Here is a 21,408-nt window from a genome sequence, read left to right as displayed (position 1 = left end):
ATGTCAGAAGAAAAAGAACCGTTGTTCTCAAAGAAAAATAGAACATTGTTGTCTGATCCATTCAATGATAACAATCCAATCACCGTTCAAGTATTAGGAATTTGTTCTGCATTAGCAATTACTGTTCAGTTAAAACCGGCTATCGTTATGGCAATTTCGGTATTAGTAGTTTTGGCAGCCAGTAACGTAATTGTATCGTTAATCAGAAATTTAATTCCAAACAGAATTAGAATTATCGTTCAACTTGTAATTGTTGCTTCATTAGTAATTTTAGTTGACCAAGTTTTGAAAGCATTTGCCTATGATGTTAGTAAACAATTATCAGTATTCGTAGGTTTAATTATTACCAACTGTATCGTAATGGGACGTCTGGAAGCTTTTGCTTTAGGAAATGGACCATGGAAATCATTTTTAGACGGAATTGGTAATGCTTGGGGTTACGGAGTAATTTTAATTGTAGTAGCGTTTTTCCGTGAATTACTTGGTTCTGGCAAATTGTTAGGTTATGAAGTTTTAGGAAACGTTACTGATAAAACCGGACTATATGCTTACGGATATGAAAATAACGGTTTGATGTTATTATCGCCAATGGCATTAATAGTAGTTGGAATCATCATATGGATTCAACGTTCAAAAAACCGTAAATTAATTGAAAAACACTAATCATAGCGTAGCTATTAAATTATTATAACATGCAAGAATTAGCAAGTTTATTTGTAAAAAGTATTTTCATCGAAAATATGATTTTCGCCTACTTCTTAGGAATGTGTTCCTATTTAGCAGTATCAAAAACAGTTAAAACAGCCGTAGGTTTAGGTGTTGCTGTAATTTTCGTATTAGCGATAACAGTTCCAATCAACTACTTATTGGATAATTATTTATTAAAACAAGGAGCTTTAGCATGGTTAGGTGAAGATTATGCTTCTTTGGATTTAAGTTTCCTTAGTTTCATTATGTTCATCGCAGTAATTGCTTCTATGGTGCAATTAGTGGAAATGGTTGTTGAAAAATTTGCACCGGCACTTTACGGAGCTTTAGGTATCTTCCTTCCATTGATCGCAGTTAACTGTGCGATTTTAGGAGGTTCGTTATTTATGCAACAAAAAGATTTCGGAGGAATTTCTGAAGCAGTAACCTATGGCTTAGGTTCAGGTATCGGATGGTTCTTGGCCATTCTAGCTATTGCTGCTATTCGTGAAAAAATTGCTTATTCACACGTTCCTGCTCCATTACGTGGATTAGGTATTACTTTCCTCATTACAGGTTTAATGGCGATTGGTTTTATGAGTTTCATGGGAATTAAAATATAATTAAATAAGATACAATATAATGAATACACCAGTAATCTTAGCCAGTGTTGTAGTTTTCCTAGTCATCGTTTTCCTTTTAGTGGGAATGTTGTTAGGAGCCAAATCAAAATTACTTCCGTCGGGTCCGGTAAAAATTAAAATTAACGGAGAAAACGAATTAGAAGTAGAATCAGGAAATACACTACTTACTACACTTGGAAACAGTAAAATATTTCTTCCATCTGCCTGTGGTGGTGGTGGAACTTGTATACAATGTAAATGTATTGTAACGAATGGAGGAGGATCAATTCTTCCAACAGAAGAACCACATTTTACAAGAAAAGAAATTGCCGAAGGATGGCGATTAGGTTGTCAAGTTAAAGTAAAAAACAATATGGTTATCGAAGTACCTGAAGAGGTTTTCGGTATTAAAAAATTCGAAGCAAAAGTATATTCAAATTACAACGTTGCTTCGTTTATCAAAGAATTTATTGTTGAATTACCGGACGATATGCATTATGAAGCAGGCGGATATATCCAAATTGAAATTCCTAAATGTGAAGTAAAATATTCCGATATTGATATTGCTGCTCATCCGGAAGAACATCCTGGTGAACCTGACAAATTTAAAGCAGAATGGGATAAATTTAATTTATGGCCATTAGTAATGAAAAATACTGAATTGGTTGAAAGAGCTTACTCAATGGCTTCTTACCCAGCAGAAGGAAGAAAAATTATGCTAAATGTTCGTGTGGCTACTCCACCTTGGGACAGAGCTAAAAATGGTTGGGCATCTGTTAATCCCGGAATTGCATCATCATACATTTTCTCAAGAAAAGCAGGTGATCCTGTAATTGTATCGGGACCTTATGGAGAATTTTTCATCAACGAAAGTGAAGCCGAAATGCTTTATGTGGGTGGTGGTGCCGGAATGGCTCCAATGCGTTCACACTTATACCACCTTTTCAGAACCGTAAAAACAGGAAGAAAAGTGACCTATTGGTATGGTGGTCGTTCAAAACGTGAATTATTCTATGTTGATCACTTTAGAGCTTTGGAAAAAGATTTCCCTAACTTTAAATTCTATATGGCTTTATCTGAACCATTACCGGAAGATAACTGGAAAGTAAAAGACGGAACAAGTGGAGAAGGAGATGGTTTTGTTGGATTTATTCACAACGTTGTAATTGACAACTATTTGTCTAAACACGAAAATCCGGAGGATATTGAATTGTATTTCTGTGGTCCACCAATGATGAACAATGCCGTTCAGAAAATGGGAGAAGACTTCGGAATGCCACCGGAAAATATCCGTTTTGATGACTTTGGAGGATAGTCCAATTTTAATAATAATACTTAAACCGATTCAGAAATGAGTCGGTTTTTTGCTTTTTGTAATGTTTTTTATCATAGATTTGTTAATATTTATACACACATATTATTTATTATGAAAAAAACATTCAAAATCGCAGCTTTATCATTATTGATGGCTGCAGCCGTTGTTTCTTGTAAAAAGAAAGCAACAGAGCCTGTTTCAGTTGAAACACCAGTAGAAGTTGTAGAACCAACTCCAGTCGAACCCATTCAAGTTGAAACTGTTTCTGCAGTTTCTCCAGAAGTTGTGCAAAAAGTAAACGATGCTTTAAAGGATTTTCCTAACGTAAAAGCAGAAGTTGTCAATGATGAACTTACCATTACCGGTAAAGTTACTCCGGATCAAGCCAGAAAAATCAAAATGTCTATTGATGCTTTGAAAGTTGGTAAAGTAAATTATAACTATACTAATTAATTCAAACTATGACATTATCAAATAAATACGCAGGCGTTGTAGCAGCTGCTCAATCTGCAGGAATTAATAATTTGCAAGTAGTTGAACAAGATGGAATTCTTTATGTTTCAGGAACAACTTCATCTAATAAAGGAAAAGATGCAGTTTGGGATGCTTTAGGCCTAATCGATCCAACTTTTTCTGCTAGCGATATCAATGTTGATGTTCAAGTAGCTGGTTTAGCACCGGGTACATCTTTAGTCGTAGCTACTGAAAGTAGTAACTTAAATATTAGAAGAGAAGCATCCACAGAAGGAGCAATTGTAGGTAAAGCTGCAAAAGGAGAAGTCGTAGTTTTAGTTGAACAATCATCAGACGAATGGTGGAAAATTAGAACCAAAGACGGCGAAGAAGGTTATGCCTACGCAAGGTATTTAAGAGCATAATTTTTTAATCAAAAATTATAAACCGATTCAGAAATGAGTCGGTTTTTTTATGAATAACAATTAAAAACTTACCTTTGTGAAATGGAAATTTTATCAGATCAAGACCTCCACAACATTGCGATGAATTATGTTGGTAAAGAACTCGAAAGCCAAGGATTTGATTTCATTGCAGTCAATAGTCAACTAAAGCGTCACCCTCAATTTGTTTGTGTGGATAAACCAACCAACACATTGCATTTTGTTTTGGTGACCGTTTTTAATTATCCAAATAATCCCGAAGAATACGATTCAATTTGGATGGAAACGTTTAAAGAACACGCTGTTAAACTCAAAGCAAAAGTCCTTTATGCCGGAGTCGGAATTGCCAATGCATCAGATTATGAAAAACCAGTTACAAAAAATGAAGATTATATCATCAATTACAATGGAATTAAAGAAATTAGTTAGTGTTTTCGTTTTTGCATTATTGCTATTTTCCTGTCAAAAGGAAGAAACAGAAAAAGTTTTTATTATCCAAGGAGAAGCTCAGGGAAGCACTTATGCTGTAAAATATGTCAGTAAAAGCGAAATAATTAACAAACAAAGCATCGATTCTCTTCTGCTCGCTTTTGATATGTCGCTTTCAACATATCGACCGGATTCCAAAATTTCCAAAATCAACGAAGGAGATTCAACAATTGTTGTAGATGATTTTTTTATAGAAACTTTCAAAGTATCACAACAAATTCACACTGAAACAAATGGACTTTTCGACCCAACTATTGGTGTTTTAGTGAATGCTTACGGTTTTGGTCCAACCAAAGAAAAAATCGATTTAAATCAATCCAAAATTGATAGTTTATTACAATTCGTTGGTTTTGATAAAGTCAAATTGAATGAAAATAAAACTATTTCAAAAAAATTCAATGAAACTTATTTTGATTTTAATGCCATTGCTCAAGGTTATTCAGTTGATTTAGTGGCGGATTTTCTAAAATCAAAAGGCATTCAAAATGGTATTGTAGAAATAGGTGGTGAGATTTTCGCTTTTGGAAAAAATAACGTTGAAAATAAAAATTGGGTAATCGGAATTGATGATCCAACTCAAAAACCGGAAGAACGAACACTGATTGCCAAAATTAAATTAGAAAACCTCGGAATGGCAACCTCCGGAAATTACAGAAAAGTAATGACAGATTCGGTATCCGGACAAAAATTCGTTCACATAATAAATCCAAAAAACGGACTTTCTCAAAAAGGAATAATTTTAAGTGCAACTGTTTTATCTCCAAATTGCATTGAAGCAGATGGTTATGCAACAGCATTTATGATTATGGAAATGGAAAACATCAAAAAGCTACTTCAATCAAGATCTGATTTATATGTTTTGCTAATTTACGCTGATGAAAAAAATCAAATTCAACAATTTAAAACAGATAATTTCAAGAAACTTATTTTAGAATGATTCTAAAAGTAGGGTTTTTCGTTAAAGAAAATATAATAAATAATTAGAAATCGAGTTATTCTTCTAAATTTATAATCCAATAAATATAATTTTATGAAGAAACTTAACAAATTATTACTGTTTTTGTTAGCATTACCATCGTTAGTATTCGCACAAGAACTAAAACTTGACAGCCAAATTCCGATGGATCCATCGGTAAAAACCGGAAAACTTAAAAACGGTTTGACCTATTACATCAAAAAGAATGCAAAACCCGAAAACAAAGTTGATTTAAGACTTGTTATCAATGCTGGTTCGATTCTTGAAAATGATGACCAACAAGGCTTAGCTCACTTCATGGAGCACATGTGTTTCAACGGAACAAAAAATTTCCCAAAAAATGAATTAGTAGATTATTTGCAAAGTATCGGTGTAAAATTCGGTCAACACTTAAACGCTTACACAAGTTTTGATGAAACCGTTTATTTTTTACCTATTCCGTCCGATGATCCTGCAAAATTGGAAAAAGGTTTTCAAATTATTGAAGATTGGGCTTTCAATACAACCTTAACACCAGAAGAAATTGACAAAGAAAGAGGTGTTGTTTTAGAAGAATACAGAATTGGTTTAGGAGCAGATAAACGTATGATGGGTCGATTTATGCCTAAAATGATGTACAATTCTCATTATGCAAAACGCCTTCCTATCGGTCAAAAAGAGATATTGGAAAACTTTACCTATGATAAAGTGGTTAGCTTCTACAAAGATTGGTATCGTCCAAATTTAATGAGCGTTATCGTTGTTGGCGATATTGATGTGACTGAAATGGAGAAAAAAATTATCGCTCATTTTTCTAAATATAAGAATCCTAAAAATGAACGTCCAAGAACTAAATTTGATGTTCCAAATCACAAAGAAACATTTGTAGCAGTAGAAAGTGATCCTGAAGCTGCTTTTACACAAGTTCGTTTGTTGTATAAAGATTATGAAGAACCAAAAGTTGTGAAAACGATTGGTGATATGAAAGATGAATTAACTATCGGTTTATTTGCTACAATGCTAAACAATCGTTTAGAAGAAAAGAGAAATTCACCAAACCCACCTTTCACATACGGATATTCATACTACGGTGAAACGTATGCTAAAACAAAAAAAGCTTTCCAATCGTTCGCAATGGTTCCACAAGACAAACAATTGGAAGCTTTAAAATTATTAGTGGAAGAAAATGAAAGAGTAAAGGCTTTTGGTTTTACAGCTGGTGAATTAGAAAGAGCCAAAACTGAATTTTTATCTCAAATCGAACAACAATATAACGAAAGAGACAAAACAGAATCAGAAAGTTATGTGTGGGAATACCAAGGCAATTTTTTACAAAACGAACCGGTTCCCGGAATTGAATGGACATTTACAACCATGAAAAAACTATTGCCAACTATTTCAGTAGAAGAAACCAATAAATTAATTAGTGGCTATATCAAAGAAGATAACAGAGTAATTATTTTAACCGGACCTGAAAAAGAAGGTATGGTTAAACCAACTGAGCAAGAAGTTTTAAATTCTATTAAAGTTGATAAAGCCTCAATCACTGCTTATGTTGATGAAGCTGTTGCTGAAAGTTTACTTAGAAATCCTGTAAAAAAAGGTTCTGTTACCAAAAAAGAAACCAATGATAAAATAGGAACAACTACGTTAACTTTATCAAATGGAGCAAAAGTAACTTACAAAAAAACTGATTTTAAGAACGACGAAATTCTTTTTGAAGCTCTAAGTTTTGGAGGTTCAAATTTAATTGGTAACGAAGAATACGAAAAAGTGCAATGGGCAATGGGCGGACTAACGGAAGCCGGTTTCTCTGGAATGAAATTGAACGACATCAATAAATTTATGACTGGTAAAATCGCTAGAGTTAATCCGTATGTGGGAGGTACGCAAGAAGGTTTTAGAGGTTCAGCAGCACCAAAAGATTTGGAATATCTTTTCCAAACAGTATATGCTTACTTTACTGATTTGAATTTGGATAAAGAAGCGTTTGAAAGTTATAAAATCAAACAAAATGGTTTTATGGCTAATATGAAAGCTATGCCAACGATGCATTTTCAAAATGAACTATATACCTATTTGAATCAAAATAACCCGCGTTTTAAAGGAATTATTCCGGATGATGCCGCTTGGGAAAAAACTGATTATGAGTTGGCTTACAAAAAATTCAAAGAGCGTTTTGCCAATGCAGGAGACTTCCATTTCTATTTTGTTGGAAACATTGACGATCAAAAATTAGAAGAATTTGCAAGTCAATATTTAGCATCCTTACCATCAAATGGAACATCTGAAAAAGCAGTTGATTTAGGCTACAGAATGTTGAAAGGCGACTTGAAAAAGGTAGTTAAAAAAGGGAAAGATCCAAAAAGTACCGTTAACATTATGTTCTATGGTGATTGTACGTATGATGCAAAAGAAGCTTTGGCTTTAAGAGCTGCCGGAGAAGTTCTAACCATCAATTTAATTGAAGAACTTAGAGAAAATGAAAGTGGTGTTTACGGAGCGAATGCGAGAGGAAGCATGAGCAAAGTGCCAAACGGAAGCTATAATTTCACAATAAATTTCCCTTGCGGACCGGAAAATGCAGAAACATTAGCACAATCTGCCTTAAGAGAATTGAACAAAATCATCGAAAATGGCCCGGATGAAAAAGACTTAAACAAGTTTAAAGAAGCTGAAAAATTAGATTACAAAGAAAAAATCAAGCAAAATAACTATTGGATGTCTTATCTAACCCGTTCATTTACTTACGGAGTTTCAGCAGATGAAATTTTACAAGTAGAACAAAAAATTGATGCAGTTACTGCAAAAGATATTCAGGCTGTGGCTAAAAAATACCTTTCAAAAGATAAGGTTGTGGCGATGTTAATGCCGGAAGAATAAAACACTAATTATATGATTTTATTTACTAGCCCACGGTTTCAACCGTGGGTTTTGTATATTTAAAAATCTAATTTTTAAAACAAACCGGAATAATTTCCCCTTTTGCCAAACAATATTTTTCCACCAATTCAGGCGAAATTTTGGAAGTGTAATCTTCTTCCACAACTCTAAAACCAATGCTTCTCAATTTGTCAAAATAATCTCTGCCATAAACACGAACGTGGTCATATTGACCAAAAATTTTTGCTCGTTCTTTTTGATCCGTAATAGAATCATCTGAAAAAGTAACAGCTCTTGATAAATCTTGCGGAATCTGGAAAATCCCCATTCCACCAGGTTTTAAAACACGATATAATTCCTGCATCGCTTTTGTGTCATCCGGAATGTGCTCCAAAACGTGATTACACAAAATCACATCATACGAATTATCTTCAAACGGAAGATTGCAAATATCCGCTTTCACATCCGCTAAAGGCGAAAATAAATCAGTAGTAGTATACTCTAAATTCTTTTGATTTCTGAAACGTTTATAAAAAGCTTGTTCAGGAGCAAAATGCAGTACTTTTTTTGGAGCTGTAAAAAAATCAGTTTCTCTATTCAAATACAACCACAACAACCGATGTCTTTCCAACGAAAGTGTACTCGGTGACAAAACATTATTACGCTGTTTTCCATAGCCATAAGGTAAAAACATCCTAAAACTTTTCCCATCAATTGGGTCGGTAAACCGATTTCCTTTCAACAAAAATTCCAAGACAGGTCTTGCCACATAACTCAACCTAATGAGAATCGGTCGCGGAATAGTATTTAGTATAAACTTAAAAACTTTTTTCATTACATCTTAGTTAAAAAGAAGATTATGACAAAAAGAAATGAGAAGATAATCATTACTCCTAAATACAATCCAAAAAATAAAAGGACATATTTAATGCCCGAAAAAATGGTTCGTTTTAAATTTTGATTGTACAATTTCTTTAAAATGTATACTGTATAAAATACAAATACAATCATAAAAAGAGTAGCATAACTTTGAAAAGTCATACCTAATAAGCTAACCAATAGTACTTGTAAAGCCAACGATATAAAACCTAGATTTGTTTGAATGTAGCTATTGAAAACTAAATGCTCAAAGAAATTATGACCTCTTTTATGATAAACTATATAACTTGTAAGTGCATAAATAGGCATAAGTAGTAAAACCAAAAAGTTATAATAGTTCATCATAGCCTCCATAAAAGGCTTCATATCAATCTTTGGAGCGTTAGCACCATTTGAAGAACTTTTAGAAACTTCATTAGAAATTCCATCAGAATATTCCATGATAGATTCCATCGGGAAAAACTTATAGAAAAAAACGGCTACAGTTGCATATAAAATAATATACGAAAACGGGTGAAAATATTTCTTTCTTGCTCCACTAATATACGCCTCTAAAACATCTTTAGGATTTTTGAACATACCAAAAAAGGTTCTCCAAAAATTATTATCCCAACTAAAAAACGGACCAATAAATTCCTCCCAAGTTCCTTTTAAAGAAAGTCTTTCATCAACTATTTTAGCACCGCAATTAGGGCAATATCTTGCATTAGGATCGATGGAATAATCACACGTTTTACAATTCATAAGTTGAATGTTTTATGGTAAATGTAAATGCTTTTTTTGTTTTTTGACACGGATTTCACGGATTTCACGAATTTTAAAATTTCACAGAGAAAAGGATTGCGTAAAATATTATAGAATAACTCTTTGGTGCTTTAAAGAATCTTCTCCAAAGTTCACTAAAAGACCTAACTTATTTTTTGAAGCAGCTAAATAATTTAAAGTTTGTTTAATATCGCTTTTGGTTAAACATTCTATTGCCTTAACCTCAAGAATTATTTCGTCAAAAACCACAAAATCTGCATTATAATATCTTGAAAGAAAGATTTCTTTGTATTCAATTCGATAACTTTTTTCTCTTTCATAGGGAATACCATTCATTCTAAATTCGTATTCCAAAGCATCTTTATAAATAATCTCAGAATGACCTTTCCCTAAAATTTTATGAACCTCCATACAAAGTCCAATAATTTTATACGTTTCTTCTTTTAAATATAAATCAATCATAAAAGAGTATTTAAAAAGGCTTAGAAAAAAAAATAAAATTTTAGAGGCTCTGTGTAATTGATTAATTCGTGAAAATTCGTGAAATCCGTGTCAAAATTAAAATTCTTAAGAGTTTAGTATGATTTAAAGCTTCCCAAGTTCTGTGTAATTTTAATCCGTGAAAAGCCGTGACACGAGCGAAGCGAACTGACGAAGTAAATCCGTGTCAAATCACCAAAGGTAACTTTCTAAACTCCTTCTCCTCATCACTCACAATCCCCAACGCATCATACACATATTGAAACGTAGAAAGCAACTCCGGTTTTCCATCAATCAACGCCACATTGTGCTCAAAATGAGCACTTGGCTTCATATCAGCTGTCAAAATTGTCCAACCGTCTTTCAACTGTTTGATATTTTTTGTTCCCATATTAATCATCGGCTCAATCGCAACCACCATACCTTCTACAAACAATTTTCCGCGACCGCGTTTACCATAATTCGGCATTTCCGGATCTTCGTGCATTTTTCGTCCCAATCCGTGACCAACCAATTCTCTCACAACACTATAGCCATTTGATTCGCAATACGTTTGAATCGCATTTCCCACATCTTCCACACGATTTCCCGCCTTAAATTGGCGAATACCAACATACAACGATTCCTTCGTAATTTTCAATAACCTTTTTGTTTCCGGTGCCACATCGCCAATCTCAAAAGAATAGGCGTGATCACCATAAAATTCATTCTTCAAAACTCCGCAATCCACCGAAATCACATCGCCACTTTCCAACGGTTTATTGTTTGGAATCCCGTGCACCACCTGAGCATTCGGACTCATACACAACGAATTCGGAAAATCATACAACCCCAAAAACGCAGGAACGCCACCGTGGTCACGAATAAATTCTTCCGCCAATTTATCTAAATAAAGCGTTGTTACACCAGGCTTAATCTCCTTTGCAATCATACCAAGCGTTTTCGAAACCAGTAGCGAACTCTCTCGCATCAACTCAATTTCTTCTCGGGTTTTCGGAATAATCATAATCAAAATTTAAAGAGGCAAAGGTAAACAAATTTATCATTTTTTTTAAGAAGCAAAATCCCGCTATCCGTTCCAAGCTTTTTTGTCTTGTTGCGTTTTTCTAAGGCAAAAAAAGAGCTTCCGTTGGTCGCTTTTTTTTACCAAGAAAAACTGCAACAATCCTGCAAAAGGCTTTCCACTACTATCGGGGCTAGAAATCCCAAAAACAATGAGAATTATCAGGTTTTAAACAGTTTTTCACCCTTATCTTTGTTCAAAATTTAGGAAATATGAGTAAATATGTCACCGCAGAACAAGCAGTTCAAGTAGTAAAATCCGGCGATAGGGTTTACGTTCAGGCTGCAGCTGCATCACCAACCGTTTTAACCAAAGCATTAACCCAACGAGCATCCGAACTAAAAAATGTAGAAATTTGTCACCTTCACACCGAAGGCGAAGCACCGTATGCCAATCCGGAATTAGCGGCAAGTTTTCACGTCAATTCTTTTTTTCTAGGAGCCAATGTACGTCACACACTTAAAGCCGGAAACGGTTCGTATACACCGGTTTTTTTAAGTGAGTTGCCTAATTTATTTCGAAAAAATGTATTGCCATTAGATGTTGTTTTTATACACGTTTCACCACCGGATAGACATGGTTATTGTTCCTTGGGTGTTTCTGTAGAAGCTTCCGTGGCTGCTATCGAAAACGCAAAAATTGTTATAGCACAAGTTAATCCGCAAATGCCAAGAACCTTTGGCGATGGAATTCTACACGAATCTGAAATAGATTATTTAGTGGATGTAAACGAAACTATTTATACGCATGGCATTGAAACTTTTACGCCAGAAGAAGAAAAAATTGGAGAATATGTTGCTTCCTTAATCGACGATAGAAGCACACTTCAAATGGGAATTGGATCTATTCCAAATGCCGCATTGAGCAAATTAGGCAATCACAAAGATTTAGGATTGCACACCGAAATGTTCTCAGATGGTGTGATCGATTTAATTGAAAATGATGTCATCAATTGCAACTACAAAGGAACAACTCGCGGACGTGTTTTGGCAACTTTTTTAATGGGATCACGGCGTTTATATGATTTTGTAGATGATAATTCATTTATCGAGATGAAGGAATCTTCGGCTGTCAATGATACCGCAAGAATCCGTAAAAACCCAAAAATGGTCGCTATCAATTCTGCCATCGAAGTCGACGTAACCGGGCAAGTTTGTGCCGATTCCATCGGAGGAAAAATGTATTCAGGAGTAGGAGGTCAAATGGATTTTATGCGAGGAGCTTCATTGAGTGATGGCGGAAAAGCAATTATTGCACTGCCATCTCAAACAAAAAGAGGAGAAAGTAGAATTGTACCGTTTTTAAAACAAGGAGCAGGTGTTGTTACGACTCGTTCACACGTTCAATACATCATCACAGAATACGGAATCGCAAACCTTTACGGAAAAACACTCAAACAACGTGTAGCAGAAATGGTCAAAATTGCCCATCCTAACCACCGAGAATGGATTGAAAAAGCATATTATGACATGATGGAGATTAAAAAGGTTATTTGTTAATTACATTCATAATTCATCTTCGCCACAAACTCAATTTTTTATTTGATTACAAGTTTACTTAACCTGGCAGATTTTTAAAATCTGTCAGGTTTAAATCATTTAAAATTAATTGTTAAACTGCGGATTCGCTATCAACTTAAACAAATCTGCATTGGCAACAAAAAACCGAAATTCGGTTTCAATTTGTTGCAAACTTGTACTTAGCAAACTGTTTTCTCTGGAATTAATTAAGAACAATGAACTTTCTCCATAAAAAAACATTCTTTCTTCGGCATCGAGCATCGTATTAAAATCATTCACCAATTCACTTGCAATTGAAATCTGATTTTTTAAAGACCTAATTTCTTCCAATTGATAATCGATTTTGTTTCTGAGCACTTGATCTTCAAATTTCAAATCTAATTCAGCATCTTGTAGTTTCAATTTGGCAATTTTAAAATTTCCTCTTTCTTTCCTTAAAAATAAAGGAAAACTAAAGTTTACTCCATACTTATAATTCACAGTATTAAAATCGCGAACAAATTCCGGTTCAGATAAATAATTGTAATTTAAATTGATCGTCGGTTTCAGTAAATCGCCTTTTAACCGTTTGTCAACCTCTAAAATAGAAACCTTATTTTGTAACGATCGAATCTTCGGATGATTTTGAAAATCGATATCGGCCAATAATAATCCGTTTGTTTGTAATGTATTTTCAACCTTTTTTTCTAATTCACTTTCCGGTGAAATGCCATCTTGCAATTCTACCGGAAGATTATTTTCAAACCATAAAAAATTTGATAATTCCAGTTTCGATTTAAGCAATTTCAACCGTGATTGTTCTAAACTTAATTTTCTGGATTTCACTAAAATTCCGGCTTCAATGCTATCAATCGCAGGTCGATCTCCGGCAGTGATTAATCCTCTAATTCCATTAAATCGTTCTTCTGAATTTTTTAAAAAAGTTTCATATAATTTGTATTCATTATAACTCCTATACCAATTAAAATAGCTATTTGCAGCTGCATAAAGTACATTGGCAACTTCCAAATCTCGTTCGGCTTGCGATAAATTAGCATAAATTTTGGCTTTTCTCAAATCGGCCATTCGGTTATTAATCAGCAAACCTTGACCAAGCGGAACAGAAATTCCTGCCATTGCCAAACCGTTTGGAGGTACAGTATTTTGTGGATTCAAATACACACCTTCCATTTGATCAAATCCGGCTTTAATTTCAATTCCATACCAAGTCGGAATTTTAAACGTAGCATTCAATAAATCATAATATTCCGTCGATTTGAATTGTTTGTTTTCATAGTCCACTTCAATTTTAGGATCAAATCCGCCACGAGCGGCAATAATTCCGGCTTGAGCTTGACTCACTTCTAAGTTGGCTTGTTTTACCAAAGGATGAAATTGTTTGACATAACCCAAATACGCATCCAACGTCAAAATGGAATCTGCTGGACTATTTTGCGACCAAGAAATAGCTGAAAAAAACAATAAAATTGGCAAAATTCTTTTCATCAAATACCTATTTTTTAGTTTCATTGGTTTGTGTTGGTGTATAAAAATTCGGTGGAAATCCGTTTAATTTTCGCCATAATTCATACCAAATCGGAACATTGTCTAACAAAGCAAACGTTTGAGCACCCGCACCAATGTTGAGTTCTTTTGGCCAAGGTTTATCCTTTGGATCTTGAGCAATTAAAACGCGGTATTTTCCATTTACACTAATAAAATTTTCGACAGCAATAATTTCACCGCCAAATGTTCCGTAGGAAGAATTGGGCCAGCCGCTAAAAACGATGGTGGGCCAACCGTCAAACCAAACACGCACTTTTTCACCTTTATGAATTAACGGCATATCGATGGGTTGAATATACGTTTCAACAGCAATATCATATTTTGATGGCATGATACTCACCACCGGTGTTCCTTCTTTAATCGTTTCGCCAATTCCGGATTGCAAAGCTCTGTTTACATAGCCGTTTTGAGGAGCTTTAATGTAATAAAGTTCGTTCCGCATTTTGTAATTTGTGACCTGATTTTGTAATTTATTCACCTGAGCTTCTGTGTCAAATTGACTACTTAATGCGGTAAAACGTTCACTTTGAGCTTTCGAAATTTTATCGGTATATTCTGCTGTGATTCGATTAATTTCAACTTTTGCATTGATTAATTCGTTTCTAGCAGTTAACAATTTATTTTGTTGCGTAATGATTTTAGCTTCCGAATCTTGTAATTTCAATCGCTTGTCTTCCACATCAGTCATCGGTTTTAGACCTTCTTTATTTAAATCTTCCGAACGTTTAAATTGGGTTTGAGCGATTTTAAGTTGTGTTTTCACCGCTTCCAAATCCATACTATCACTTTTTACCTTTAGAAGCGATTGTTCAATTTTATTTCTGGCTTGTTCTAATTTTAAAATTCGTTCACGTTCAATCGCTGTAATTTGAGCTGAAAGTGAATTGGCTTTTCCTTCATACGATTCTTCCGAAAGCATTTTCGCCTTCATTTGGTTTTCGGTATTGTCCACCAAATTTGGATCGAAATAATCTTCTTTTACTTCAGAAATAAATAAAATCGTGTCGCCTTTATTCACATATTGACCTTCGGCCACATACCATTTTTCAATTCTACCGGCAATGGCTGTGTGAATGGTTTGCGGACGTTGTTCCGGTGAAATGGTGGTGACAAATCCATTTCCTTGAATGTTTTGCGTCCAAGGCAGCAAAACAAACAGAAAACTTCCGATAAAAAACCAAATTAAAATGCGATTAAACGTTTTAAAATAACGTCTTTCACCCAATTTACGAATGGTTTTAAATCGAGATAAATTTACTTTTTCGTTGATATTATTTTTAGCGATATTCAGCATATTACTTAGTATCAGAAATTAATTTTCCTTTTTCTAATGTGATGATTCGGTCACATTTTTGTTTCCAGTATTCATTTTTAGATGTAACAATTACCGTCCAATTATTTTCTTTTGACAGAATAAAATCGATAATTTCTCTGCTTTCATCTTCATCCATTTTATCAAAAGGATTTTCTAAAAACAGCACTAGTGGATCATTTACAATTGCCCTAGCCAAAAGAATTTTTTGTGCTAAAGAAGAAGGTAGTTGCTTTCCTTCGGTTAGAATTTTTTCATCTAATCCTTTGGGCATCTTTTTTATTACTTCGGCTAATTTTATTCTTTCTAATATTGATTTTAATTTTTCAGTAGAAATATCAGGATTTTTAAACGTAATATTTTCCAAATAAGAACCTTCAAATAGTGATTGACCTTCTGTAATTACGCCAATTTGAGCACGGTATTGTTCGATGTTTATCTTATTATAATGTTCGTCATTAATATAAATCGAACTTCCATTGCTGTGAATTAATCCTGCCAAAATGCGAAGCAGTGTTGTTTTTCCGGAACCGTTTCTTCCCTCCAAATATATTCTTTCACCTTGATGGATATGGGTTGAAATTGCATTTAAAATCTTTTTCGTGGAGTTCGGAAAAGCATAATTTAATTCATCAATTTCAAAATGAATATTTTTATAACAGTAGGTGTTTTCAGCAGTTTCTTCTTCTTCAATTTCCATATCAACTACTTGTCCGATTTTTTCGATTGACGTTAATACATCATAAAAAGTTTCTAATCCAACAATTATTTTCTCAACAGAATTAATTACCAAAAGAATGATGATTTCGGCAGCCACAAACTGACCGATATTTAATTGTTGATTGATTACCAAATAACCTCCAATGAGTAATAAACCAGATGAAATTAAAGCCTTAAAACCAATCAATTGTATGAATTGTCGTCTGATAACTTCAAAATGACTTTCTCTGGATTTGAGGTATTCGGTTACTAATTTATCGTTTTTAGTCAACGCAAATTCCGATTCGATTTTACTTTTAAATCCAAAATAATTTCGAGCAATTTCTTGAATCCAATGAGCTACTTTGTATTTGTATTTTGATTCGGTTAAACTTGTTTTTAAACCTGTTTCAAAGGAAATTCTGAAAATTAAATACAAAACAATAAATAATAAAAGCCCAAACAATATAAAAAGCGGGTGATAAATCGATAGCAAAAGTAGTCCGAAAACAATTTGCAGCAATGATTCTGAATAATCTAACACTAATTTGGCAACACTTTTTTGAACTGTTATGGTATCAAAAAAGCGATTGGCTAATTCGGGAGGATAATTGTTATGAAACTCGGTATGTTTGATTTTTGGAAATCGATACGAAAATTCAAAAGACGATCGAATGAATATTTTTTGTTGAATGGTTTCTGTAATTCTAAGTTGCATTAAACGCAAAATTCCGTTAAAAACAACGCCTAAAATCACAACTGCAACTAGAATTATCCACGACAGACTCACTCTTCCGCCTTGAATAAGGTTGATGATGGCTTGAATTCCTAATGGTAATGAAAGACTAACAATTCCTGAAAAAATGGCATAAAAAAACACTTGATAAATGTCTTTTTTGTCTAGTTTTAGGAGGTTGATAAAACGTTTTAAAGGCGATTTTGATGCTTTTTCCATAATTAGTTAATCTGTTTTAAAACTAAGTTTTTGAAAAATTCAGTCGGCGTAATTTCATCCGAACAGTCTGTTATCGATTTAAAGTGACTTTTTAAAAAATGTTGGTGCAAAGCTCCTTCCACAACAGTGGAAATTAAGCTTTTAGCATAAGGAAAAGTTGGGTTTACCTCGTTCACCATTTCTATAATTCGGTTAATGACACGTTTGTAAATTAAAAAATAGCCTTCTTTGTTTTCATCATCTACCTCTTTGGTTAGATAGGATTTTGAAAATTCACAAATGATGATTTTATTTAAAATAACTTCGTTAATGTGTGGTTGATTTGTATCACTGATAATTTCTTCGGTTACAATTTCAATGGCTCTCATCAATTTATCTTTTGGGTTAGAAATACTGTTGGTAGAAAGCACTAATTTGAATTCTATCCAACCCCAATACCAAGAACTAAGGTACAACAAAAGTTTGTGTTTGCTTTCAAAATAGCGATAAATTGAACTTTCATTTGAACCAATTTTTAGCCCCAATTTTTTAAAAGTAAAATTATCAAACCCGATTTCATCTATCAATAGAATACTGTTTTCAAGTATTTTTTTACCCAATTCAGAAGTCTCCGGGTCCTTAACATAGATTTTGGGACTAATGTTTATTTTGATGCCATCTAGAATATTCTTCATACGCCAACTTTTACAAAAGTAAATTAACAACGCAAAAGTAATAGTATTGCTATTGATTTTGAAATTGATTAACTTAATTTTGGGAATTGTTTGATATAAAAAAAGTCCCACCGAAGCAGGACTAAAGGTTAAAACCTACGGCATATAGCCTTATTGTGATAAGATTAAAGATTAGAAAGTTTAATCTGAGACAAATATAGAAAAAACTTTTTTTGGTTGGATTACGGGTTTCCGTAAAATTGTTAATTTTCTTTTTATTACTTTTAAAAATTGTTTAAAATTAGGTTATTATGGCAAAGATTTTAGGGTTGGATTTGGGAACGAATAGTATTGGGTGGGCATTGATTGATGATGCTCATAATAAAATTTTAGGTATTGGAAGTAGAATATTTCCAATGGGAGTTGAAAATTTGGGCGAAGGAGAAGGAAGAGAAATGTCGAAAAATGCTGGAAGAACTGGAGCAAGAGGTGTTCGTCGTCAATTTTTCAGAAGAAGATTGAGAAAGAAAATTTTACTAAAAGCACTTTCAGAAAATAAAATGTGCCCAATGGTTGCGTCTGATTTTGAAGATTGGAAAAAAACTAAAGAATTTCCATCTGAAAAATTATCAAATTGGTTTTCGTTAAATCCTTATGAATTGCGTCAAAAAGCATTGAATGAAAAATTATCTTTAGAAGAAATTGGTAGAATTTTTTATCATTTAATACAAAGAAGAGGATTTTTGAGTAATAGCAGAAAAGGCGGAACAGATGACGGAGCTATTTTTAAAGGAAATCCAAAAGAAGGAAAAATTGGTATTATAGAAACACAAGAAAACATTCAAGATAAAACGTTAGGCTCTTATTTATTTGAAATTTATCCAAAAGAAAATCAACCTTTTCAAGATGGTTTGGAACGAATTCGTAACCGATACACAACTCGTAAAATGTATGTTGATGAGTTTGAATTGATTTGGAACAAGCAATCTCAGTTTCATTCTAATCTTAATGAAGATTTAAAAACATTATTTGGCGGAAGAAAATTAGAAGGTTATAAAGAAGATGGAATTTTATTTCATCAACGACCATTGCGTTCACAGAAGCATTTAGTGGGTAATTGTTCTTTTGAGCCAACGAAAACCAAGTGTCCACTTAGTGCAATTCCATTTGAGCAATTTAGAGTTTGGCAATGGCTAAATACGGTTGAATATAATGGAAAGAAAATTTCGCAAGAAGAAAAGGAAAAAATTGTAGAGTTTTTGTTTGCCAATGAAAAGCCGGAATTCAAAAAAATTAGAAAAGCTATTGGAAAAGAAAGTGCTGAATTTAAATTTAATTATAAAGATGAAGATAAAATAGTTGGAACTCATACTATTTCTAATTTATCCAATAAAAAGTATTTTGGTAAAAAATGGTTTGAATTTTCAGAAAAGGAACAAGAGGATATTTGGCATGTTTTGTATTTTTTTGATAGTAAATCTAATTTAAAAGAATATGCTATTAAGAACTGGAATTTTACGCAAGAACAGGCTGATTCTATCTCAAGATTTAATGTTAAAGATGGCTATTCCAATTTAAGTAGAAAAGCAATTTCGAACATACTACCGTTTTTGCAAATAGGATTTACTTATGATGTTGCTGTAGTTTTAGGAGGAATTAAAAATGTTTTTGGCTCCGATTGGAATAAATTATCAGAAGAAAAACGTAATTATTTAATAGATAATATTGAAGGGATTGTTCGTTCCAAAACAAAAGGTGGATTTATTGAGATAATTAAAGATATTTTACGAAATGATTACAATATTTCAGACAACCAACTTCGTAAATTATATCATCATTCCGCAACTATTGATGTTTCAGAATTATTAGAAAAATTACCATTAGGAAAAGAAGCTGACAAAGAAATTCAAGCTATTCGAAATCCTATTGTAATTACGGCACTTTTTGAATTAAGAAAATTAGTTAATGAACTAATTGAGGTTCATGGTAAGATTGATGAAATAAAAGTAGAAATGGCTCGTGATTTAAAAATTTCAAAATCACAACGAAACAAAATACGAAAAGAACAAAATAGATTAGAAAGAGAAAATGATAGAGTAAAAGACAGATTAGTAGAAAATAATATCAGAATTACTCACGATAATATTTTGCTTTATAAACTTTGGGAAGAATGTAAAAAAACGTGTCCATATACAGGAAAACCTATTTCGGTTACCCAATTATTTACCGGAGAAGTTCAAATTGAACACATTCATCCTTGGAGTCGCTCGTTAAACGATAGTTTTGGTAATAAAACGTTGTGTTATGCCAAAGAAAACATTCTTAAAGGGAATAAAACACCATTTGAATATTATGGAAACGATGAAATCAATTGGTCGGCGATAAAAGAGAGAGCATTAAAATTATTTTCAGATACTAAAGAATATCCAAATGCATATCAAAAATTTAAACGGTTTGTTCAACAGAAGTTTGATGATGATTTTTCTTCAAGACAATTAAATGACACAAGATATATAAGTAAAGAAGCCAAAAATTATCTTTCAAAAGTATGTAGGCATGTTATAGTTTCACCAGGTCAAGCCACTTCAAACTTGCGTCAGAAATGGGGAATGAATAATATTTTGAATGATGAAAATGCAAAAACACGTGAAGATCATCGTCATCATGCTATTGATGCTTTGGTTTTGGCTTGCACAAAAGTTTCGTATGTTCAAGAATTATCAAGATGGAACAGATACAATAGAAATTCAGAATTGAAGAACTTTCCATTGCCTTGGGAATCGTTTAGAAGAGATGCAGAAATAGCAGTAGAGAAAATTTTAATTTCTCATAAAAAAGCTTCCAATGATATAACTGTTAGAAGACACATTACAGAAAAAAATGGAATTAAACATAAAAATGTTGGTGTTGCGGCTCGGGGACAATTACATAAAGAAACCGTATTTGGTAAAAGAAATTTTAATGGAGAAGAAGCTTTTCATGTTAGAAAATCAATTGATAGTTTAGAAACAGCCAAACAAATTGAAAAAGTTGTTGATGAAACAACAAAATTGTTGATTTTAAAACGGGTGAATGAGCTTGGAGGCTTTGTAAAAGATAAAGTTCCAGCCAATACTTTTTTCATTGTTGACGAAAAAGGAATAAAGCAACCACAAATATTTTTATCCAATAAAAATGGAGCACCAGTTCCAATTTTAAAAGTCAGAGTAAAAGAGAATATTGGTGGAGCAGAAAAACTGAAAGAAAATGTGAATCAATGGGTAAATCCAAGAAACAACCATCATGTTTTAATTTATAAAGATGAAAAAGGTAATTTAAAAGAAGATGTGGTAACTTTTTGGACTGTTGTTGAAAGAAAAAGAACGGGACAATCGGTTTATCAGTTACCATTGGATGGGGAAGAAATTGTAACAACTTTGCATATTAATGATATGTTTTTGTTGGGATTACATGAAGACGAAATAAATTGGATAAATCCCAATTATGAAGTATTGAAAGAACATTTATATAGAGTACAGAAATTTACTTCTGGAGATTATTATTTTAGAATTGCAAAAACCTCAACGATTAATAATGATAATGAACGAATTTATATTAAGAATTTTTTGAATGGTAAAACAGGTTGGTTTACATATAATCCAATAAAAGTAAAAATTTCAGTATCAGGGAAAATAAAAAATTTGTAAAAT

18 protein-coding genes are annotated in these 21,408 nt (G+C 33.0%); 10 read left to right on the top strand and 8 right to left on the bottom strand.

The window, feature by feature from the left end; all coding sequences use genetic code 11:
* From M0M57_RS04040 to M0M57_RS04005, 8 genes are all read left to right on the top strand, one after another.
* Positions 1–663, top strand: coding sequence for an NADH:ubiquinone reductase (Na(+)-transporting) subunit D (locus M0M57_RS04040; protein ID WP_248435618.1), 663 nt, complete (start codon positions 1–3; stop codon positions 661–663).
* Positions 664–692: 29 nt separating this feature from the next.
* Positions 693–1,310 (top strand): NADH:ubiquinone reductase (Na(+)-transporting) subunit E, encoded by a 618-nt coding sequence (nqrE, locus tag M0M57_RS04035; protein WP_248435616.1) that lies wholly within the window; start codon positions 693–695, stop codon positions 1,308–1,310.
* 19 nt (positions 1,311–1,329) lie between these two features.
* On the top strand, positions 1,330–2,625 hold the full coding sequence (nqrF, locus tag M0M57_RS04030; protein WP_248435614.1) for an NADH:ubiquinone reductase (Na(+)-transporting) subunit F: 1,296 nt from the start codon (positions 1,330–1,332) through the stop codon (positions 2,623–2,625).
* 111 nt (positions 2,626–2,736) lie between these two features.
* Positions 2,737–3,078 (top strand): transporter, encoded by a 342-nt coding sequence (locus M0M57_RS04025; RefSeq protein ID WP_248435612.1) that lies wholly within the window; start codon positions 2,737–2,739, stop codon positions 3,076–3,078.
* An 8-nt stretch (positions 3,079–3,086) separates the two neighbouring features.
* Entirely contained in the window at positions 3,087–3,503 is a 417-nt protein-coding gene (locus tag M0M57_RS04020) for an SH3 domain-containing protein (RefSeq protein ID WP_248435610.1), read from the top strand.
* 81 nt (positions 3,504–3,584) lie between these two features.
* The gene (locus M0M57_RS04015) at positions 3,585–3,950 is read left to right on the top strand and encodes a Na(+)-translocating NADH-quinone reductase subunit F (RefSeq protein ID WP_248435608.1); all 366 of its coding nucleotides are present in this window, start codon (positions 3,585–3,587) and stop codon (positions 3,948–3,950) included.
* Positions 3,904–4,947: an FAD:protein FMN transferase gene (locus tag M0M57_RS04010; protein ID WP_248435606.1), complete on the top strand. Its 1,044-nt coding sequence runs from the start codon at positions 3,904–3,906 to the stop codon at positions 4,945–4,947. Before M0M57_RS04015 ends, M0M57_RS04010 begins: the two co-directional genes overlap by 47 nt.
* 93 nt (positions 4,948–5,040) lie before the next feature.
* Positions 5,041–7,848 (top strand): M16 family metallopeptidase, encoded by a 2,808-nt coding sequence (locus tag M0M57_RS04005; protein ID WP_248435604.1) that lies wholly within the window; start codon positions 5,041–5,043, stop codon positions 7,846–7,848.
* Between the two features lie 67 nt (positions 7,849–7,915).
* Here M0M57_RS04005 and M0M57_RS04000 read toward each other — a convergent pair whose 3' ends face one another.
* The 4 genes from M0M57_RS04000 to map form a co-directional block, all read right to left on the bottom strand.
* A complete protein-coding gene (locus tag M0M57_RS04000) occupies positions 7,916–8,683 on the bottom strand; it encodes a class I SAM-dependent methyltransferase (RefSeq protein ID WP_248435602.1) in 768 nt (255 codons plus the stop codon).
* Complete coding sequence (locus M0M57_RS03995; protein WP_248435599.1) at positions 8,683–9,471, bottom strand: DUF3667 domain-containing protein; 789 nt, start codon at positions 9,469–9,471, stop codon at positions 8,683–8,685. The genes M0M57_RS04000 and M0M57_RS03995 overlap by 1 nt, the downstream gene beginning before the upstream one ends.
* Before the next feature lie 108 nt (positions 9,472–9,579).
* Positions 9,580–9,954 carry a GxxExxY protein gene (locus M0M57_RS03990; protein ID WP_248435597.1) on the bottom strand — a complete coding sequence of 125 codons (375 nt, stop codon included), beginning with the start codon at positions 9,952–9,954 and terminating at the stop codon, positions 9,580–9,582.
* Between the two features lie 205 nt (positions 9,955–10,159).
* Positions 10,160–10,978: a type I methionyl aminopeptidase gene (gene map, locus M0M57_RS03985; RefSeq protein ID WP_248435595.1), complete on the bottom strand. Its 819-nt coding sequence runs from the start codon at positions 10,976–10,978 to the stop codon at positions 10,160–10,162.
* 269 nt (positions 10,979–11,247) lie between these two features.
* Between map and M0M57_RS03980 the strand changes: the two genes are divergently transcribed.
* Entirely contained in the window at positions 11,248–12,534 is a 1,287-nt protein-coding gene (locus tag M0M57_RS03980; RefSeq protein WP_248435593.1) for an acetyl-CoA hydrolase/transferase family protein, read from the top strand.
* Positions 12,535–12,639: 105 nt separating this feature from the next.
* Here the strand turns inward: M0M57_RS03980 and M0M57_RS03975 are convergent, their stop codons facing one another.
* Genes M0M57_RS03975 through M0M57_RS03960 form a run of 4 tightly spaced genes read right to left on the bottom strand, consistent with a single transcriptional unit; the run spans position 12,640 to position 17,740 of the window.
* The gene (locus M0M57_RS03975; RefSeq protein ID WP_248435591.1) at positions 12,640–14,040 is read right to left on the bottom strand and encodes a TolC family protein; all 1,401 of its coding nucleotides are present in this window, start codon (positions 14,038–14,040) and stop codon (positions 12,640–12,642) included.
* Between the two features lie 7 nt (positions 14,041–14,047).
* Positions 14,048–15,394 carry an HlyD family secretion protein gene (locus M0M57_RS03970; protein ID WP_248435589.1) on the bottom strand — a complete coding sequence of 449 codons (1,347 nt, stop codon included), beginning with the start codon at positions 15,392–15,394 and terminating at the stop codon, positions 14,048–14,050.
* Between the two features lies 1 nt (position 15,395).
* Positions 15,396–17,066, bottom strand: a complete 1,671-nt coding sequence (locus M0M57_RS03965) for a peptidase domain-containing ABC transporter (RefSeq protein WP_248435587.1) — start codon at positions 17,064–17,066, stop codon at positions 15,396–15,398.
* Positions 17,067–17,068: 2 nt separating this feature from the next.
* Positions 17,069–17,740, bottom strand: a complete 672-nt coding sequence (locus M0M57_RS03960; protein ID WP_248435585.1) for a TetR/AcrR family transcriptional regulator — start codon at positions 17,738–17,740, stop codon at positions 17,069–17,071.
* 290 nt (positions 17,741–18,030) lie between these two features.
* On the opposite strand from M0M57_RS03960, the gene cas9 reads away from it, so the two are divergent.
* Positions 18,031–21,405 carry a type II CRISPR RNA-guided endonuclease Cas9 gene (gene cas9, locus M0M57_RS03955; RefSeq protein WP_248435583.1) on the top strand — a complete coding sequence of 1,125 codons (3,375 nt, stop codon included), beginning with the start codon at positions 18,031–18,033 and terminating at the stop codon, positions 21,403–21,405.
* The last annotated feature ends 3 nt before the right edge of the window (positions 21,406–21,408 follow it).

The sequence above is a fragment of the Flavobacterium azooxidireducens genome (assembly GCF_023195775.1).
In the GTDB taxonomy this organism is placed as follows: Bacteria; Bacteroidota; Bacteroidia; order Flavobacteriales; family Flavobacteriaceae; genus Flavobacterium; species Flavobacterium azooxidireducens.
The sequence above is the reverse complement of the archived record's forward strand: the minus strand, read 5'-3'. Positions and strand labels throughout refer to the sequence as shown.

Excerpts from the sequence above, each read along its gene's own strand:
- M0M57_RS03970 (WP_248435589.1), bottom strand. The coding sequence starts at position 15,394 with ATGCTGAATATCGCTAAAAATAATATCAACGAAAAAGTAAATTTATCT.
- M0M57_RS03990 (WP_248435597.1), bottom strand. The coding sequence starts at position 9,954 with ATGATTGATTTATATTTAAAAGAAGAAACGTATAAAATTATTGGACTT.
- M0M57_RS04000 (WP_248435602.1), bottom strand. The coding sequence starts at position 8,683 with ATGAAAAAAGTTTTTAAGTTTATACTAAATACTATTCCGCGACCGATT.
- M0M57_RS04010 (WP_248435606.1), top strand. The coding sequence starts at position 3,904 with ATGAAGATTATATCATCAATTACAATGGAATTAAAGAAATTAGTTAGT.
- M0M57_RS03960 (WP_248435585.1), bottom strand. The coding sequence starts at position 17,740 with ATGAAGAATATTCTAGATGGCATCAAAATAAACATTAGTCCCAAAATC.
- M0M57_RS04015 (WP_248435608.1), top strand. The coding sequence starts at position 3,585 with ATGGAAATTTTATCAGATCAAGACCTCCACAACATTGCGATGAATTAT.
- nqrE (WP_248435616.1), top strand. The coding sequence starts at position 693 with ATGCAAGAATTAGCAAGTTTATTTGTAAAAAGTATTTTCATCGAAAAT.
- M0M57_RS03965 (WP_248435587.1), bottom strand. The coding sequence starts at position 17,066 with ATGGAAAAAGCATCAAAATCGCCTTTAAAACGTTTTATCAACCTCCTA.
- M0M57_RS04005 (WP_248435604.1), top strand. The coding sequence starts at position 5,041 with ATGAAGAAACTTAACAAATTATTACTGTTTTTGTTAGCATTACCATCG.
- cas9 (WP_248435583.1), top strand. The coding sequence starts at position 18,031 with ATGGCAAAGATTTTAGGGTTGGATTTGGGAACGAATAGTATTGGGTGG.
- M0M57_RS03975 (WP_248435591.1), bottom strand. The coding sequence starts at position 14,040 with ATGAAAAGAATTTTGCCAATTTTATTGTTTTTTTCAGCTATTTCTTGG.
- M0M57_RS04020 (WP_248435610.1), top strand. The coding sequence starts at position 3,087 with ATGACATTATCAAATAAATACGCAGGCGTTGTAGCAGCTGCTCAATCT.
- M0M57_RS03995 (WP_248435599.1), bottom strand. The coding sequence starts at position 9,471 with ATGAATTGTAAAACGTGTGATTATTCCATCGATCCTAATGCAAGATAT.
- M0M57_RS03980 (WP_248435593.1), top strand. The coding sequence starts at position 11,248 with ATGAGTAAATATGTCACCGCAGAACAAGCAGTTCAAGTAGTAAAATCC.
- M0M57_RS04040 (WP_248435618.1), top strand. The coding sequence starts at position 1 with ATGTCAGAAGAAAAAGAACCGTTGTTCTCAAAGAAAAATAGAACATTG.
- M0M57_RS04025 (WP_248435612.1), top strand. The coding sequence starts at position 2,737 with ATGAAAAAAACATTCAAAATCGCAGCTTTATCATTATTGATGGCTGCA.
- map (WP_248435595.1), bottom strand. The coding sequence starts at position 10,978 with ATGATTATTCCGAAAACCCGAGAAGAAATTGAGTTGATGCGAGAGAGT.
- nqrF (WP_248435614.1), top strand. The coding sequence starts at position 1,330 with ATGAATACACCAGTAATCTTAGCCAGTGTTGTAGTTTTCCTAGTCATC.